Source organism: Actinoplanes subglobosus, assembly GCF_042650585.1.
Lineage (GTDB): Bacteria > Actinomycetota > Actinomycetes > Mycobacteriales > Micromonosporaceae > Actinoplanes > Actinoplanes subglobosus.
Genome location: NZ_JBHSBL010000013.1, coordinates 149,128 through 165,073, shown reverse-complemented (window position 1 = coordinate 165,073; position 15,946 = coordinate 149,128). Strand labels below are relative to the sequence as shown.

At 70.8% G+C, this 15,946-nt stretch carries 14 protein-coding genes; 6 read left to right on the top strand and 8 right to left on the bottom strand.

Going from position 1 to position 15,946, the window contains the following annotated elements; all coding sequences use genetic code 11:
* Positions 1-111 precede the first annotated feature (111 nt).
* Together ACFO0C_RS13365 and ACFO0C_RS13360 are read left to right on the top strand one after the other, a co-directional pair.
* A complete protein-coding gene (locus ACFO0C_RS13365; RefSeq protein ID WP_378066911.1) occupies positions 112-1,113 on the top strand; it encodes a permease in 1,002 nt (333 codons plus the stop codon).
* On the top strand, positions 1,110-1,850 hold the full coding sequence (locus ACFO0C_RS13360) for a TIGR03943 family putative permease subunit (protein ID WP_378066910.1): 741 nt from the start codon (positions 1,110-1,112) through the stop codon (positions 1,848-1,850). The genes ACFO0C_RS13365 and ACFO0C_RS13360 overlap by 4 nt, the downstream gene beginning before the upstream one ends.
* On the opposite strand, the gene ACFO0C_RS13355 is transcribed toward ACFO0C_RS13360, so the two are convergent.
* Entirely contained in the window at positions 1,851-2,921 is a 1,071-nt protein-coding gene (locus ACFO0C_RS13355) for a hypothetical protein (RefSeq protein ID WP_378066909.1), read from the bottom strand.
* Positions 2,922-3,088: 167 nt separating this feature from the next.
* Here ACFO0C_RS13355 and ACFO0C_RS13350 point away from each other — a divergent pair, with 167 nt between their 5' ends.
* Positions 3,089-3,742: a hypothetical protein gene (locus ACFO0C_RS13350; RefSeq protein ID WP_378066908.1), complete on the top strand. Its 654-nt coding sequence runs from the start codon at positions 3,089-3,091 to the stop codon at positions 3,740-3,742.
* A 52-nt stretch (positions 3,743-3,794) separates the two neighbouring features.
* Positions 3,795-4,283: a GNAT family N-acetyltransferase gene (locus tag ACFO0C_RS13345; RefSeq protein WP_378066907.1), complete on the top strand. Its 489-nt coding sequence runs from the start codon at positions 3,795-3,797 to the stop codon at positions 4,281-4,283.
* On the opposite strand, the gene ACFO0C_RS13340 is transcribed toward ACFO0C_RS13345, so the two are convergent.
* From ACFO0C_RS13340 to ACFO0C_RS13310, 7 genes are all read right to left on the bottom strand, one after another.
* Positions 4,234-4,713, bottom strand: coding sequence for an AAA family ATPase (locus ACFO0C_RS13340; protein WP_378066906.1), 480 nt, complete (start codon positions 4,711-4,713; stop codon positions 4,234-4,236). The genes ACFO0C_RS13345 and ACFO0C_RS13340 overlap by 50 nt on opposite strands.
* Before the next feature lie 4 nt (positions 4,714-4,717).
* A complete protein-coding gene (locus ACFO0C_RS13335; RefSeq protein WP_378066905.1) occupies positions 4,718-5,191 on the bottom strand; it encodes a hypothetical protein in 474 nt (157 codons plus the stop codon).
* 62 nt (positions 5,192-5,253) lie between these two features.
* Entirely contained in the window at positions 5,254-5,460 is a 207-nt protein-coding gene (locus ACFO0C_RS13330) for a hypothetical protein (RefSeq protein WP_378066904.1), read from the bottom strand.
* A gap of 25 nt (positions 5,461-5,485) precedes the next feature.
* Complete coding sequence (locus tag ACFO0C_RS13325; protein ID WP_378066903.1) at positions 5,486-6,451, bottom strand: hypothetical protein; 966 nt, start codon at positions 6,449-6,451, stop codon at positions 5,486-5,488.
* Entirely contained in the window at positions 6,448-7,995 is a 1,548-nt protein-coding gene (locus ACFO0C_RS13320; protein WP_378066902.1) for a cupredoxin domain-containing protein, read from the bottom strand. The genes ACFO0C_RS13325 and ACFO0C_RS13320 overlap by 4 nt, the downstream gene beginning before the upstream one ends.
* 18 nt (positions 7,996-8,013) lie before the next feature.
* Positions 8,014-11,943: a ThuA domain-containing protein gene (locus ACFO0C_RS13315; protein ID WP_378066901.1), complete on the bottom strand. Its 3,930-nt coding sequence runs from the start codon at positions 11,941-11,943 to the stop codon at positions 8,014-8,016.
* The gene (locus ACFO0C_RS13310) at positions 11,940-12,938 is read right to left on the bottom strand and encodes a multicopper oxidase domain-containing protein (RefSeq protein ID WP_378066900.1); all 999 of its coding nucleotides are present in this window, start codon (positions 12,936-12,938) and stop codon (positions 11,940-11,942) included. Before ACFO0C_RS13310 ends, ACFO0C_RS13315 begins: the two co-directional genes overlap by 4 nt.
* A gap of 486 nt (positions 12,939-13,424) precedes the next feature.
* Between ACFO0C_RS13310 and ACFO0C_RS13305 the strand changes: the two genes are divergently transcribed.
* Together ACFO0C_RS13305 and ACFO0C_RS13300 are read left to right on the top strand one after the other, a co-directional pair.
* Positions 13,425-14,831: a GGDEF domain-containing protein gene (locus ACFO0C_RS13305; RefSeq protein ID WP_378066899.1), complete on the top strand. Its 1,407-nt coding sequence runs from the start codon at positions 13,425-13,427 to the stop codon at positions 14,829-14,831.
* A gap of 110 nt (positions 14,832-14,941) precedes the next feature.
* Positions 14,942-15,943, top strand: a complete 1,002-nt coding sequence (locus ACFO0C_RS13300) for an NAD(P)H-dependent glycerol-3-phosphate dehydrogenase (RefSeq protein ID WP_378066898.1) — start codon at positions 14,942-14,944, stop codon at positions 15,941-15,943.
* The last annotated feature ends 3 nt before the right edge of the window (positions 15,944-15,946 follow it).

The window sequence follows — 15,946 nt, the reverse complement described above, 5'->3', positions numbered from 1 at the left end:
GAACCCTACCGTTCACCGGGAAGAAGTGCTGACCCTCCGTCGGAGGATCCGGTCCGACCGGCCGGGCCCCGGAGCGGGTAGGTTGTGACGCTGTCCGAGGGGAGCAACTTGGTGAGTACCTCAGAGAAAGCGCCGGACCCGACCGTCGCGCCCGAGGCGGAGTCGTGGCGGATCGGGTCGCTGGAGCTGCTGGCCGTGGTGCTGGTGCTGCTGCTCGTGGTGCGCAACCGGCTCGCCGGGTGGCTGTCCGGGCCGGGGCTGCAGACCTGGACGACGGTGTTCGTGTCGGTGATGGTGCAGGCCGTGCCGTTCCTGGTGTTCGGTGTGCTGCTGTCGGCCGTGATCGCGGTGTTCGTGCCCCGCAGCTTCTGGGCCCGCGCCCTGCCCAGCCATCCGGCCCTGGCCGTCCCGGCCGCGGGTATGGCCGGTGTCATCCTTCCGGGTTGTGAGTGCGGCAGCGTCCCGATCGCCGGCTCCCTGATCCGGCGCGGTGTGACCCCGGCCGCCGCCCTGGCGTTCCTGCTGGCCGCTCCGGCGATCAACCCGATCGTGCTGACCGCCACCGTGATCGCGTTTCCCGGGCAGCCGGAGATGGCGGTCGCCCGTGGCCTGGCCAGCCTGGTCGTCGCGGTGGCGATGGGCTGGTTGTGGCTGCGGCTGGGCAAGACCGAGTGGATCCGGCTGCCGCACCGGCCCGACCTCGACGACACCTCCAAGGCCCGCGCGTTCTGGGCCGCCTGCCGTCACGACGTCATGCATGCCGGCGGCTTCCTGGTCATCGGCGCGGCCGCGGCGGCCACCATCAACGTCGTGGTCCCGGGCGCCTGGCTGCAGAAACTCGCGGACGACCCGATCGTCTCCATCCTGGTGCTGGCGACTCTGGCCGTACTCCTGTCGATCTGCTCGGAGGCCGACGCCTTCGTCGCCGCCTCGCTGACCCAGTTCTCGCTGACGTCGCGCCTGGTCTTCCTGGTCGTCGGGCCGATGGTCGACCTGAAGCTGATCTCCATGCAGGCCGGCGTCTTCGGCCGCCGGTTCATGGTGCGGTTCGCCCCGGCGACGTTCGTCGCGGCGATCGCGGTCGGCAGCGCATTCGGGGCGGTGATGTTGTGAGCCGCATCACCCAAGCCGTGATCATGCTGCTGTTCGGCGGCGCGATCATCAAGTCCACGCTCACCGACACGTTCCTGCGCTACGTCAAAGAAGGCCTCCGGCCCTTCCTGCTCGGCGCCGGCATCGTTCTGGTCGCCGCCGCGATCATGACCATCTGGTACGACCTGCGCGCCTCGAAGAAGCAGCAGGCCGAGCACGACCACGACCACGGCGACGGTCACGACGACGGGCACGGGCACGGCAGTCACGAGCCGCGGGTCGGCTGGCTGATCCTGCTGCCGGTGCTGGCCCTGCTGCTGATCTCCCCGCCGGCGCTCGGCTCGTTCGCGGCGGGCCAGTCGGGCAGTGTCGGCCCGGCCGCCGCCTCCGACTACGCGCCGCTTCCGGCCGGCGACCCGGTCGAGGTGGGCCTGCTCGACTACGCCGGCCGGGCGGTCTTCGACGGCGGCAAGAGCCTGACCGGCCGTACCGTGAAGCTCACCGGTTTCATCACTCCCGGTGCGGACGGCAGGCCGATGCTGGCGCGGATGGTGCTCGCCTGCTGCGCCGCCGACGGCCGCCCCATCAAGATCGGTCTGTCCGGCGCCCCGATCGACGCGCCACCGGACGCGTGGGTCGAGGTGGTCGGCGTCTACAGCCCGGAGATCGGCACCGACCCGGTCAACAAGGCGCAGCTCGCGTTCGTCGAGGTGCGCACCTGGCAGGAGATCGAGCAGCCGAAACAGCCCTACGCCTGATCAGACCGTCCGCAGATCGAGCGAGTTGCGGACGTAGGAGTTGCGGTCACCGGTCGACCACCACAGGACGCCGCCCCGGTACGAGATGTCGGCGGCGTCCGGGCTGACCAGAACCGTGCTGCGGTCGGTCAGGTCGTAGACGAGCAGCTCCTGGTTGCCGCTGAGCTCCGACTGCGGCCCGGTTCGCCCGAACACCGCGAACCGGTCGAGCACCACGACGTCACCGATCACCGTCCCCACCGGGCCCTCGGCGGCCACCCGCCGGGCCGACCCGTCCGGGTGGGACAACTCGATGCGGGTGTCGCCCTCCTCGTTCAGGGAGACCAGCTCGCACCAGGCGGGACTGCACGCGGTGACCGCCCGCCGCGCCGTCGGCACCGCGACGTCCTGCCCGGTGGACAGGTTGCGCAGGGTGCTCGTACCGGTGGCCGAGGTCTGCCCGTCGACCGCCCACGGCCACGCCGACAGCCCCCAGTTACCGGCGACCCGCTGCACGGTGACCGGCCCACCGGTGACCGCGACCGACCGGAACTCGGTGCCGTCACCCTCGGCCGCCGCCCAGCGCACGATGCCGCCGGCGACGGTCACGTCGAACTGCGAGTCGTAGAGCCGCAGCCCGCCGACGTCCGCGGTCAGCATCCGCGCCGACCCGTCCGAGCGCAGATCGGCCGTCCACAGTTGCGGTTTCGACTTCACCGTCTCCACCCAGACCAGGGTGTCGCCGGAACTGGTCAGGGCGCTGAACGGGCCCCGGTCGGTGGACGGCACCCGCCGCAGCTGCCGCTCGCTGCCCTCGGGGCCGATGACGAGCAGCCGCAGGGTCTTGTTGTCGGCCGATCGGGCCGTCCCGATCGAGGTCCGCGCGTCGAGGAACAGCCCTGGGGCGTAGGTGCTGCCGTCGGCCAGGTGCGACGGGACACTGCCCCGCTCGGCGCCGGGCCAGGCCGCCCCGACCGACAGCGGCTGCGGCGGGCCGGACCGGGCGGGCGCCCCGAACAGCAGCGCGGCCCCGGCGGCCAGCGTCACGGCGAGGGCGACCAGGGTGCGCATCAGCGGGGGACGCTCGGGCATCCGGCGATGGTACTCGGCCACCGCGGTGGCCCGGTGACGTTCGCCGACGGCCGCGAAACATCGGCGTGTACGTCCCGGTCTTCGCCACCGCCGGCCCCGGCGGCACCGCCGTCGCCCTCGGCCTGCTGATCCTCACCGGCTGACCGGCTGCCACTACGATGCTCCGGGTGTTCTTCGACGCGAAGCCCCACCCGGCCTGGACCATCGTGCCTCTGGACGACGTCCGGGACCGCTACGACCTCGGCGAGATCAGCCAGGACAGCGTCTACCTCGAGGACCTCTACGGCGAGGAGCCCGAGCACTTCTTCGTCCACCACGGTGACGTCGCCGTCGACGGCCCGCTCGTCGCCGAGGACGATTCCGGCGACGAGATCAGCACCCTCTACGTCATCGACGGTGATCTGACCGTCGACGGGCCGGCCGTCTTCCGTAACGGCGACAGCAACACCGCCCTGTACGTCACCGGTTCGGTCACCGTGCGGAGTCTGGTCTGCCTGAACCACGGCCAGTTCTTCGTCGGCGGTTCCCTGATCGTCGAGGACCTGCTGTTCACCGGCCTCGACGACGCCGGGCACCTCGTCGTGCATGGACCTGTCACCGCCGGAGCCTGGATCGAGGCGGCCGGCCGGGGCGCGATCTACTTCCCGGCACCGCCGGCGGCACGCCTGGTCGGCGACCCCGGCAACCCCTACTTCGACGGGGGTACGGAGCGCGAGCGCTTCGAGGACGCGATGCACCCCGACCTCGTCGACGCCGACGGACGGCCCCGCCGGCGCACGGTCGTGCAGGCTGTCCTCGGCGGCCGTCCGGTCCTGCGCTGACCGGCCGCGAAATCGGGTTGTCCGGTTCCGGCGTGTGCGGCAGCCTTCCGGCATGATCACGACATTCGTACTGGACCCGGAAGACTGGCAGATCTGGCGCGAGTTGCGGCTCGCCGCACTGACCGAGGCGCCCTACGCCTTCGGCTCCCAGCTGGCCGACTGGCAGGGCGAGGGGGACCGGCCGGACCGGTGGCGGGCACGGCTCGCCATCCCCGGCTCGCGCAACCTGGTGGCGACCCTTGACGGGCGACCGGTCGGGATGGCGAGCGGGGTCCCGGCCGATCAGGACCGGGTCGCCGAGCTGATCTCGATGTACGTGGCCCCGGCCGGCCGCCGTCGCGGTGTCGGTGAGCTGCTGGTCCGGACGGTCGAGGAGTGGGCCCGCCAGTCCGGCGCGCACACGCTGCGCCTGGCCGTGGCCGAGGGCAACGAGGGCGCGCTGGCCCTCTACCGCCGGACCGGTTTCCAGGAGACCGGCGAACAGGGCGACCTCATGCCCGACGGGATCCGCCGCGAACTGGTCCTGGCCAAGAGTCTCTGACCAGCCCCTCGACGGTGTCGGCCAGCTCGGCCACCGGGCGCCGGCCGTCGAGTTCGACGGTGGCGCCGCGCCGTAGCAGGGGCTCGACGGTCCGCACGTAGCCCGCGATCTCGGCGCGCTGCTCGGGCGTCCGCCCGTAGGGGTTGGCCCGGCGGCCGACCCGCTCCAGCAGCACCTCCAGCGGAGCGCTGAGCAGCACGACATGATGGAAACGGTGGTAGAAGCGGCCCTGGTTGTCGACCGTCCCGGACACCACCAGGTCGTCACAGGAGGCCAGCAGCGCGTCCATCCGCGGTTCGTCCCAGGTGCCGCCCGGCTGCGCCCAGCCGTCGTAGTCGGTGTCGACGGTACGCAGCCCTCGGCGGCGCAGCTCGTCGAGGACGGTGGTCTTGCCGGTGCCCGACATCCCCGTCACCAGGACCCGTGCCATGCGATCAGGGCGCCGGCGGGTTGTACGGCGGAGGCGGCGGCGGATTCCCACCACCGTACGGCGGAGGGGGCGGCGGGTTCCCGCCACCGTAAGGCGGCGGGGGCGTCTCCCCGTAGGGCGGCGGATAGGACCCGGGCGGCGGCTGCTGCCCGTACGGCGGCGGGTACTGATCCTGCTGCCCGTGGGGCGGCGGATATTGACCCTGCTGCCCGTAGGGCGGCGGGTACTGGCCCTGCTGCCCGTAGGGCGGCGGGTACTGGCCCTGCTGCCCGTAGGGCGGCGGCGGATAGCCGGGCTGCGGATACTGCGGATAGTTCTTGGCCGCCGAGCGGGCGCGCACCGACCGCACGGCCGCCACGATCGCCCACACGATGCCGCCGATGATGAGGAAGCAGCAGAGCAGCCTGCCCACCAAATAGCCGATGCCGTACGACACGTCACTGCTGGACGCCGCCACGACGGCGGACTGCCATTTCACCGCGATGCCTCCCCGTTCTCACCGTCAGGCCGCTCAGCCTACCCAGCCCGGATCGACGGACGTCAGCCGATCCGGCCGATCACGGTGGCGCCGAAGTTGCGGCCGGTGCCGAAGACCGGCTGGCTGCTGAGCAAGCTTCCGACCCCGCTGAGGACCCCGCCGAGCAGTCCGGTGCAGCCGGTCACGACGAACGGTGCGAAACCGACGATCCGGTACTGCGCGGTCGCCCACGGGCTGGTGTCACCGGCGGGCTGAGGGCCGGGAACCATGTCGGCTCCCGGCCCTCGCCGGCTGCTACAGGTCGGCCGCGCCCGCGGCGGCCGCCTCCTCGACGGCGTCCGAGCGACGCTCACCGGCCCGATCCCCGGCCGAGTCGTCGCGGACCGCACCCGCGGCCGCGGCCCGCCGCTGGGCGAGACCGGCCGTGGCCTGCTCACCGATCACCCCGCCGCGGATGCGGTTGTTCGCAGCGATCCGGGCGGCGGGACTGTTGCTGTTCACGGTGAGCGCGCCGTCGATGATGGTGTCGTCGACGTTCACCCCGCCGGTGGTGTTGGTGATGCTGACGTCGCGCCCGAAGTAGCCGCCGGAGGCGCAACCGTCGAGCCCGCCGTTCGGGCCGAGCTGCACACCGCCGAGGTTGCCGGCGAACGTCGACCGGCCCCGGACCGCGCTGCCGCACACCACGCTGCCGGTCGAGCTGTTGAGTACCGACAGGACACCGTCGACGAACGAGTCGTGCAGGTCGGTGTAGTGGGTGCCGTTGGTGCTGAGCCCGCCGCTCACCTCACTGCCCTTGTCCAGCCGCACCTCACCGGCCTGGGCGTTCACCGATCCGGTCACCGTGGTGTTCTCGGCGAACAGGAAACCGTCGATGGTCGCGGAACCCTTCGGGCGTACCGTGATGGATCCGGTCGAAGCGTCCTTGAGGTAGAGGCCGTAGCCGCCGGCGGCGAGGATCACCGCACCGCCGACCGTGCTGGCGGAGGCGTCCAGATAGCCGTCGGCGGCGACCCGGATCTCGCCGTCGACGCGGCCGCCGTCGATGACCAGGTTGGCGCCGGCGGCGACGCTGACGTTTCCGGTGATCACCGTTCCGGTCAGGTCGCAGGATTCCCCGGCCGGGACGAGCAGGTCATTGGGTACGGTCACCGCGCCGCCCGTGCCGATGCAGTGGGTGACCAGCGCCGCCCCGGCCGGAACGCCGGTGAGCGCGGTGGTCAGGACGATGGCGCTGAACGTGGCGGCGATGTGCCTCATGCTGGTTCTCCCTTGTCCGATGCCGCCGCGGCGCGGACGATCGTCCCCGCCTGCCGCTGGGTGAGCTTCCCGGCCGTGACCAGCCCGGTGGTGACGGTCTCCACGTGCCGGACGAAGGCGGCGTGGGTGGGGTAGACCGCTCGTTCGGCGATCAGGTCGTTGATGGTGCAGCCGTTGCCGGTGTCGATGTTGCGGATCCGGGTGTCGAAGCCGTCGATGACGACGGTGTCGCGGGTGTCGGAGTCCGGGCAGGCGTCCGAGCCCCGTTCGACGACGGTGAAGGCGACCTGCTTCTCCGCGGCCGTGTTGCCGGCGTTGTCCGTGGCCCGGTGACGCAGCACGTGTGCGCCCACGGTGTTGATCACGACCGGTGTGCTGTAGCCGGTCCAGGCGCCGTCGTCGAGCCGGTACTCGACCGTCTTCACCCCGGACCCGCCGGTGTCGGTGGCCGTGACGGTCGCGGTCGCCGTGCCGAGATAGTTGCCGCCGGCGTCCCGGTCGCCGGTGATCGTGGCCGTGACCTGCGGCGGTGTGGTGTCCACGACCGGCGGCGCGACGATCGTGAAGCTCGCCATCTGCTCGGCCGCGGTGTTGCCGGCGTTGTCGGTGGCCCGGTAGTGCAGCATGTGCGCGCCGAGCGAGCTGACCACGACCGGTGTGCTGTAGGCGGTCCAGGCGCCGCCGTCGAGCTGGTACTCGATCGTCTTCACCCCGGATCCGCCGGTGTCGGTGGCGGTCAGGGTCGTGGTGGCCGTGCCGACGTAGTTCCCGGTGCTGTCGCGGGTGCCGCTGACCTGCCCGGACACCACCGGGGGAGTGGTGTCCTGCGGCTGGCCGGCGACCACCCGGAACGCCACCGAGCCGGGCTGCGAGGTGTTGCCGGCGTTGTCGGTGGCCCGGAACTGGACGGAGTGGTCGCCGATCGTGGTGATCGGGACCGGTGCGGCGTACGGCTGCCAGCTCGTGTCGTTGATCTGGTATTCGACGCCGCGGACCCCGGAGCCCGCATCGTTCGCGGCGACGGTGACGGTCGCCGACCCGAGGTAGTCGCCCTGGGCGTTCCGGGAGCCGGCGACGGTGGCGGTGACGGTCGGCGCGGTGGTGTCCGGATCGGGGTCGCCGGAGGTGACGGTCAGTTCGCCGACCATGGTGCTGTGCCCCGGGATGGTGCAGAGGTACCGGTACTTTCCGGGCGTCAGGGTGACGGTGGCGGTGTGCCGGCCGTTGTTCACGTCGAACGGGCTGGCCAGGATGTTGAGGTTGACGTCGCTGTTGTAGCCGCCGTCGCCGCTGGTGTCGAAGGTCAGCGTGTGCGGCATGCCGGTGGTGTTTCCGGTGGCCGCGCTGTTCTCGAAGACGATCGTGGTCTGCCCGGCGACGGCGGTCGTCGGCACCGACCGGTAGGCGGTGATGTCGTCGCCGGCGGTCCAGGTCAGCGTCTGCGCGGCCGCTGCCGCTGGTGGGGTGGCGCCCGCGAGCACCGCCAGCAGCAGCGCGGCGATCAGCGCGGCCCCGGCTTGCAGGCGTGGGACGAGTCGATTCATGACACCTTTCCTGACTGCCTAGAGGGCCTGGACCCGGATGTTGCGGAACTCCATCAGGTCGGCGTCGCCGTGGTTCTGCAGCCCGATGTGCCCGCGCAGGAACTGCCGCAGGTCGGTGGCCGGATCGCCGGCTCGCGACGACTGCTTGCCGGGCGTGTTGTCGAACTCGTTGATGACCACGCCGTTGCGCAGGATCGTGTAGTGCTGCCCCACGACCCGGATCTCGTAGTCGTTCCACTGGTTCTTCGGGGTGACGCGGGCGTCGGCCAGGGTCACCGGGTCGAAGTTGTAGATCGATCCGGTCTTCTGCGGCTCACCGGTGTCACCGTCGTAGAGCTGGATCTCGTGCCCGCAGTAGATCGCTACCCAGGCTTGCGAGGTGCGGGCCGATCCGATCGTGCCGCAGCTGCCGGCCGGGCGGTCGGCGAGCGGGATCCGCGGGTCGGGGAAGCGGGTGAACACGCCGCTGTTGGCCCGGGTGGTGCCGGCGGCGACGTCCTTGAACTGGAGTTTCAGCGAGAAGTCGGCCAGTTCCCGGGTGTGCCAGAGCATGCCCAGGCCACCGGACGGGCGCAGCGAGCCGTCCGGCCGGATGGCGAACTGCCCACTCGGTGCCTGCTGCCAGCCGGCCAGCGACGACGCAGTGCCGTCGAAGAGCGGCTCGTACCCGGTGTGACCGGGCCGGCCGATCGGCGTGGCGGCCGCGGCCCTGGTCAGCACGCCGGACTGGCGTGCGTCGAAGTGGTCGCGCGCGATGCCGGTGACGTGCCGGACGAAACTGTCGTGGTCGGGCCAGGTGCTCTCGTCGTCGATGAGGTCGTTGACGGTGCAGCCGCCGCCGACGGTCCTGCTGGGCACCCCGGTGTCGGTGCCGGCCAGCCAGACGTTGGTGCGGGTGTCCGGCACCGCACAGCCCACGTCGACGCTGACCTGGGTGGTGACGGTCTCGCCGTCGGCGTAGGTGACGGTGTGCCGGGCCGTGTAGGTACCGACCTGGTCGTAGACGTGCCGCGGGTCGGCCTCGGTGGACGAGGTGCCGTCGCCGAACTCCCACCGGTGGCTCACCCCGCCGGACCTGGAGCCGGTGAAGGCGTACGTCAGCGGCTTGTTCTGCACGGCGACCGACGTGGCCTGCGGCGCCGGGGTGGCCGGACCGCCGGTGTAGACGACCCGCAGCAGTTTCTGCGCCGCGTGCAGGCTGAAGAACCCGCCGCCGTAGTCGAGCAGGTAGAGCGCGCCGTCCGGGCCGAACTTGGCGTCCATCCAGCTCATCAGCCGGTTGTCGGCGTTGCCGCCGGGCAGGATGGCGCGCAGCGTCTCCCCGAACAGTGGCGGCTTCTGCTGCGGCACCCCGGCCGGGTCGACGGTGATCGCGACCCGGTTCGCGGCGTTGGACTGGTCGCCGATGAACCACTTGTCGTCCCAGTAGACCGGCCACTTCACCGTGCTGGCCGGGTCGGCCAGGTCGTGGTGGTAGGTCGGGCCGGACATGATCGCCTGGCCGCCGCCGCGCAGGTATGGCTGGGTGTAGACGGCGTCGGCGGCGACATAGGTGGGTACGCCGCTGCCGTCGGCGCGGGGCGGGAAGACCGGTCCGCCGCCACCGGGGGCGTACCAGATCATGTTGTCGCGGGCCGGCGGGATGTCGACCAGGCCGGTGTTGCGTGGCGAGTCGTTCTTCAGGTTGTCGCAGTCGTACCAGCCGGTGAGCTTGGTGGCGTCGGTGGTGCTGCGGTCCCGGTACGGCTGCCGGTTGCCCATGCAGTACGGCCAGCCCTGGTTGCCGGCCGAGGTGATGATGGTGGCCGTCTCGTACTTGGCCGGGCCCAGTTCCGGGTTCGGGTTGGTGGCGTCCGGGCCGACCCAGCCGGCGGTCAGCCAGTTCGTCTCCGGGTCGATCTGCAGGCGGGCGATGTTGCGTACGCCCATCACGTAGATCTCCGGGCGGGTCTTGTCGGTGCCCGGCGGGAACAGGTTGCCCGCCGGGATCGTGTAGGTGCCGTCCGGCTCCGGGTGGATACGGATGATCTTCCCGGCCAGGTCGTTGGTGTTGCCCGAGGTACGCCGCGCGTCCTGGAAGGAGATCCCGGCGTACTCGGCGGTCCAGTTGTTGCCCGAGTAGCCCTGCGAGCCCTCGGACGAGTTGTTGTCACCGGAGCCGACGTAGAGGTTGCCCTGCTTGTCGAAGGCCATGCCGCCGCCGGCGTGGCAGCAGCTGTGGATCTGCACCGGGAACCGCAGCAGATCTTTGCGGGTGGCCTGGTCGATGGTCTGCGCCTGCGCGTCGTAGGTGAACCGGCTGACGGTCCGCTCCCCGGTGCGTTTGGTGCGGTCGATCGAGGCGTGCGGCATCCAGTAGACGTAGAGCCAGCCGTTCTCGGCGAACTTCGGGTCCGGCACGATGCCGAGCAGGCCCTCCTCGTTCTTCACCAGCTCGGTGCCGCTGCCCCGGTTGCCCATCACCGGCAGCGTGGTCAGCAGCTTCACCTGCCTGCTGCGCGGACTCCAGGAGTGGATGGTGCCGCAGCCCAGGCCGACCTTCGGGTCGTCCCAGCTGACGATCGGCCCGGTCGGGCAGGCGGCCTTGCCGACGTAGAAGACGGTGCCGTCGGCGGCGATCGTCAGACCGTGCGGCTCACCGACCTGGTCGAGCTGCCCGGTCTGGTTGGCCACGGTCAGCCGCTCGGTGCGGTAGTTGGCGGCGATGCTCGCCTGGCAGTCGCCGCGCACGATGCCGGAGGCCCACTTCAGCGCGCCGGTCAGGTGCCTGCGGAAGGCGTCCTCGTCGTAGCTGCCCGCGGTGTGGCCCATGCCGGTGTAGAAGGACCGGCCGCCGTCGTAGTCACGACACCAGGAGATCGGGTGGAACGGGCCGTTCGCGCTGGTGCCGGCGTTGTAGTGGCGTTCCTCGACCTGCGCGACGGTGTGCACGGTGCCGAGCGGGTTCGGGTCCCAGTTGTACCAGCGGTCCGACCGGGTGATGGTCCGCGGCAGTCCGGCGGTGGACGGGTGCCGGATGTCCAGGATGTCGATCACGGCCTGGTTGACGCCCGGCGGCGGGGGAGTGACAGCCTCGGCGGTGAACAGCCGCAGGTTCGCCAGCTGGATCAGCGGCTCGCCACTGTTGGCGGTGATGTCCAGCTTGAAGAACCGGAAGTTCCGCGGCGCGGACAGGTCGAAACGGCGGGTCTGGAGACGGTCCGGGAACGCCTGTCCGGTGCGTTTGTCGACCTCGGTCCAGGTCTGCCCGTCGGCCGAGGCCTGCAACGTCCAGTCCTTCGGGTCACGGCCGGGGAAGTCGTTGGCCGACGTCAGGGCGTAGCCGGTGATCGCCTTCGCGGCCGCCAGCTCGTAGGTCACCCAGCCGGTCGCGGTCCGGACCAGCCACTTCGTGGCGTTGTCGGCGTCGGCGAGCTTCTCCTTGGTCTCGTTCGGCGGGTTCTCGCCGCTCGCGGTGACCTTGGCGACCGGCTCCGAGGCGGGGATCGAGCCGGCCGGGCGGGTGCCGATCAGGCCGGTGAACCAGGTCGAGTCCAGTTGCGCCTTGGCCGCGTCGGCGATGCCGACGAAACCACCACCGCCTTTGATGTACGACTGGAGCGCGCTTTCCTGATCACGGGTGAGGTCGGCGCCGGCCGTGGACAGGAACACCACCGCCCGGTGGGCCGCCAGTCCGGCCGGCGTGAACACGGCCGGGTCGGTGGACTCGACGGCGGTGAGCCCGGCCGCGTCCGCGAGCGCGTCGATGGTCGCCGCGGCCTTGGCGACCGGGTCGTCCTGGTCGGCGGCGTCGCCGTGGAAGACGAGCACCGACTGCGGTGCCGCCGCCGTGGTGGGGGCGGCGGTCACCGGTGACGCGGTGACCTGTGCTGATCCGGTGAGGACGAGAAGTACCGCGGTGACGGCGGTCAGCGTTCGCCGTACCCCGGGGAAGGATTTTGATCTCATGCGCCGTGCCCCCCATGGTCGTCGCCTGTCGACGTGGTGTGCATGTGGCCCTGGAATCGGTGGATGGCGTCCTCGGCGCCCGGCGGCATGCTGCCGTCGGCGTTGCGGACCAGGAAGATCCCGGCCATGCCGCCGTCCGAGTGGTTCTGCACGTGGCAGTGGTACATCCAGGCGCCCGGCCCGACACCCTCCCCGGCCAGCACCTGGAAACCGAACGAACTGCCCGGGTTGAGGTCCTTGTTGTCGATCGTCGGGCTGGGGTCGCTGATGCTCTCCAACATGCCGGTACGGTTGTCGACCCACCGGTGCGCGTGCAGGTGGAAGGTGTGGAACAGGTTGCCGTGGCCGATCGCCAGCCACTCGACGCGCTGCCCCAGGTTCGCCTCGAACATCGGGGTGTTCGGCGCCGTCCGGTTGTTGATCGACATGTCGTGGAAGACCACGGTGAACTGCTTGTCCGGCAGGATGTCGCCGCGCCGCCGGACGATCAGCGCGCCGTAGAGGCCCTTGGCCACCCCGCCGGTGCCGTGGTCGGTGCCCATCGCGTGGTCGTGGTAGTGCCAGTAGCCGGCGCTGCCCGGCATGAACCGGCGCCCGGCCGCGGCGAACATCTCCCGCGAACGCCACACGTAGGTGCGGGTCTCACCCGGGTCGTTGAACGAGTCGTTGAACGGGCTGCCGTCGGACTCGGTGCTGTAGTCGACGCCGTGCGGATGGATGGACAGGCGCTGGTTGGTGGTGTTGACCAGCGTGATCTCCAGGGTGTCGCCCTCGTACATCTCCAGGATCGGGCCCGGCACCGTCGCCTTGCCAGGCTCCAGCCCGTAGCCGAACAGCCCACCCGGCAGGGCCTCGGCGTAGATGGTGACCCGCCTGGTCGCCCCGGCCCGCGCCGCGCTGCCGGTCAGCGCCACGGCCGCACCGACGGCCGGGACCGCGAGGCCGACCGCGCCGGTGACGATCAGGGAACGCCGGGAGAGAACAGCGTCGTCCATGCGTCTCCTTCCACTCGTTCTCCAGACGGCAGCACGACATCACGGAGTGTGTCGGGAGATCGCCCCGCGCGGCACGCCGTGGATAGGGTCGCGTTGACGCTCAGGAAATCCATAACTTTCGCTGGATGGCACCAAGCTATGCGCCGCGCGAACGAAAGTAAAGCTCCCTAATCGATAAGCATCTGTCGCTTGCCGGAGCGTATGCGCACTTCAATGCCCTTCCCCGACTTTCGCCGCCGGTGTGTCGGTGTGCGATCCGCGGCCGCCGTGTTGGTTTCGATGACGTTGCGTTCACGAGTCGGTTCGCGACCTGCCATCCATCAAGATCGATCGCAAGTATCCCGGCCAGCGCAGCGTTTCCATGGGAGCGATACCATGGAATATGACGCTGGGTAGCTGCCAGCGTGGGGAACGAACATCCAGCCCCTGTACCTTTGATCACGATCGTTTCCCTCAGTCCTGGCTCGGCAGGGCCGATGGCCTGGCGTGACACTGCTGCGTCTCTACGCCGCGCTGGCCGGCCTCGTGGTGGTGACATACCTGGCGTGGCCGGAGCAGCAGCAGGGTTGGCCGCTCATGCTGGTCACCCTCAGCCCGCTGCCCGCCCTCGTCGTGGGCCTGTTCCGGGCGCCCGCAGGCACCCGGCTCGCCCCGTGGCTGCTGCTGGGCGGAACCCTCGTCTACGACGTCGGCAACGCGGTCTGGTCGTGGCTGCTGGCCACCGACGGGCGGGCCGTGGCCGACGCCGACCCGATCGTCGGCGTGGCCATGACCGGCGGCGGCGCGCTGATCCTCGCCGCGTCGCTGGTCGTCGTGCTCCAGCGGGGCCGCGCCGACATCGGCGGGATCATCGACTCGGTGATCGTCGCCGTCGGGCTGGGCGGCGTCCTCTGGAACACCGTCCTGCTGCCCGCGATGACCGCCCACGACATGTCGACCGGCCAGCAGGTCAGCCGGTTCATCAACGTGCTGCTGCTGTCCGGCACCCTCGGCGCGCTGCTGCGGGTCGTGATCATCTCCGACCAGCGGATGATGTCGGTCCGCCTGCTCGGCGTGTCCGTCGGCTTCGCGCTGATGGAGAACGTGGCCGCCGCGGTGGGCGCCGACTGGGTCAACCTTCCCTACATGGCGGCGTTCGTAGCCGTCGGCTGTGCGGCACTGCACCCGTCGATGAGAGAGGTGACCGTTCCCGGTCAGGCACCCGTCGACCACCTCAACACCGGACGCCTCGTCTTCCTCGGCATCATGCTGGCCATCGCCCCGGTCATCGGCGGCATCCGGGCGATGATGGGACTACCCATCGACGGTGTGCTCCTGGCCGTCTCGTCGGCCGGCATGATCCCGCTGGTCATGGTCCGCATCGCCCGGCTCTCCAACGCCCGGCGCGAAGCGGAACGGGCCCTGCGCCGGATGGCCACCTCCGACCCGCTGACCGGCCTGCCGAACCGGGCCGCCTGCGTCGCCCGGATCGAAACCGAACTCGCCGCCGGGCCCGACGACCTCGCGGTGCTCTTCTGCGACCTGGACGGCTTCAAACCGGTCAACGACCGCCTCGGCCACGCCGCCGGAGACGCGCTCCTGATCGGGGTCGCCGACCACCTCCGCGGCGGACTGCGCGACGCCGACCTGGTGAGCCGCTTCGGCGGCGACGAGTTCGTGATCGTCTGCCGTGGCTCGGGCGCGGCCGACGCGATGGTCGACCGGATCCGCTGCCTGGTCGCCAAGGTGATCCCGGCCGGAGGTGAACAGGTCCGCATCGGCGTCAGCGTCGGCCTCGCCCACGCCCGTCCGGGCGACACCGTCGACGACATACTGACCCGCGCCGACCTGGCGATGTACGAGGCCAAGCAACGCAAACAGATCGGCGCCCTGAGCCTGGCCCACAGCGCCTGACCGCCGGTGACTCGGCGTGGACGTTCGCAACAAAGTGGTCACGCGGTCGTATTCTCAACACGCGCCGGAACGGGGCCGTTCATTCAGGTGCGCCGATGGGGGAGGCAGAGATGCGGATAACCGTTCTGGGGGCCGGCTCGTGGGGGACCACGGTCGCCTCGGTGCTCACCCGCCGCGACCACGAGTCGCTGATCTGGGCGCGTAACCCCTCCACCGCCGACGAGATCAACGCGAAGCACACCAACGACCGGTATCTGGAGGGGTTCCCGCTGCCGGCCCGGCTGCGGGCCACCGCTGACCTGTCCGAGGCCGCCGCCCACGCCGAGCTGCTGGTCGTCGGGGTGCCGACCGGGGCGTTCCGGGACACGCTGGAGCAGGTGCGGCCCGATCTGCATCCGTGGATCCCGGTGGTGAGTCTCAGCAAGGGCCTGGAGCGCGACTCGCTGCTGCGGATGACCGAGGTGATCAAGGAGGTGCTGCCGGGCCATCCGGCGGCCGCGCTGACCGGCCCCAACCTGGCCAAGGAGATCATGGCGGGGATGGCGGCGGCGACCGTCATCGCGACCGAGGACATCACCGTCGCCACCGAGATCCAGCGGGTGTTCCGGCGGGGGCTGCTGCGGGTCTACACCAACCATGACGTGATCGGCTGCGAGGTCGGCGGCGCGCTGAAGAACGTCGTCGCGATCGCCACCGGTATCGCCCAGGGGCTGGGGGTCGGTGACAACACGCGGGCCGGGGTGATCTCCCGTGGTCTGGCCGAGCTGACCACCCTGGCGGTGGCGATGGGCGGCGAGCCGAGCACGCTGGCCGGGCTGGCCGGCATGGGTGACCTGGTGGCGACGTGTATCAGCCCGCACAGCCGTAACCGGCACGTCGGTGAGCAACTCGGCCGGGGCCGCACCCTGGACGAGATCCTCACCGAGATGGGCCAGGTCGCCGAGGGTGTCAAGACGGTTCATGCGGCGGTGCAGCTGGCCGACCGGCACAATCTGGCGATGCCCATCACCCGGACGATCCATCGCGTCATCACCGGGGACATCACGGCGATCACCGCGTACGACGGCTTGTTGCGCAGTCACCCCGCCGGTCACGAGTCCGAGCCGGGCTGAGCC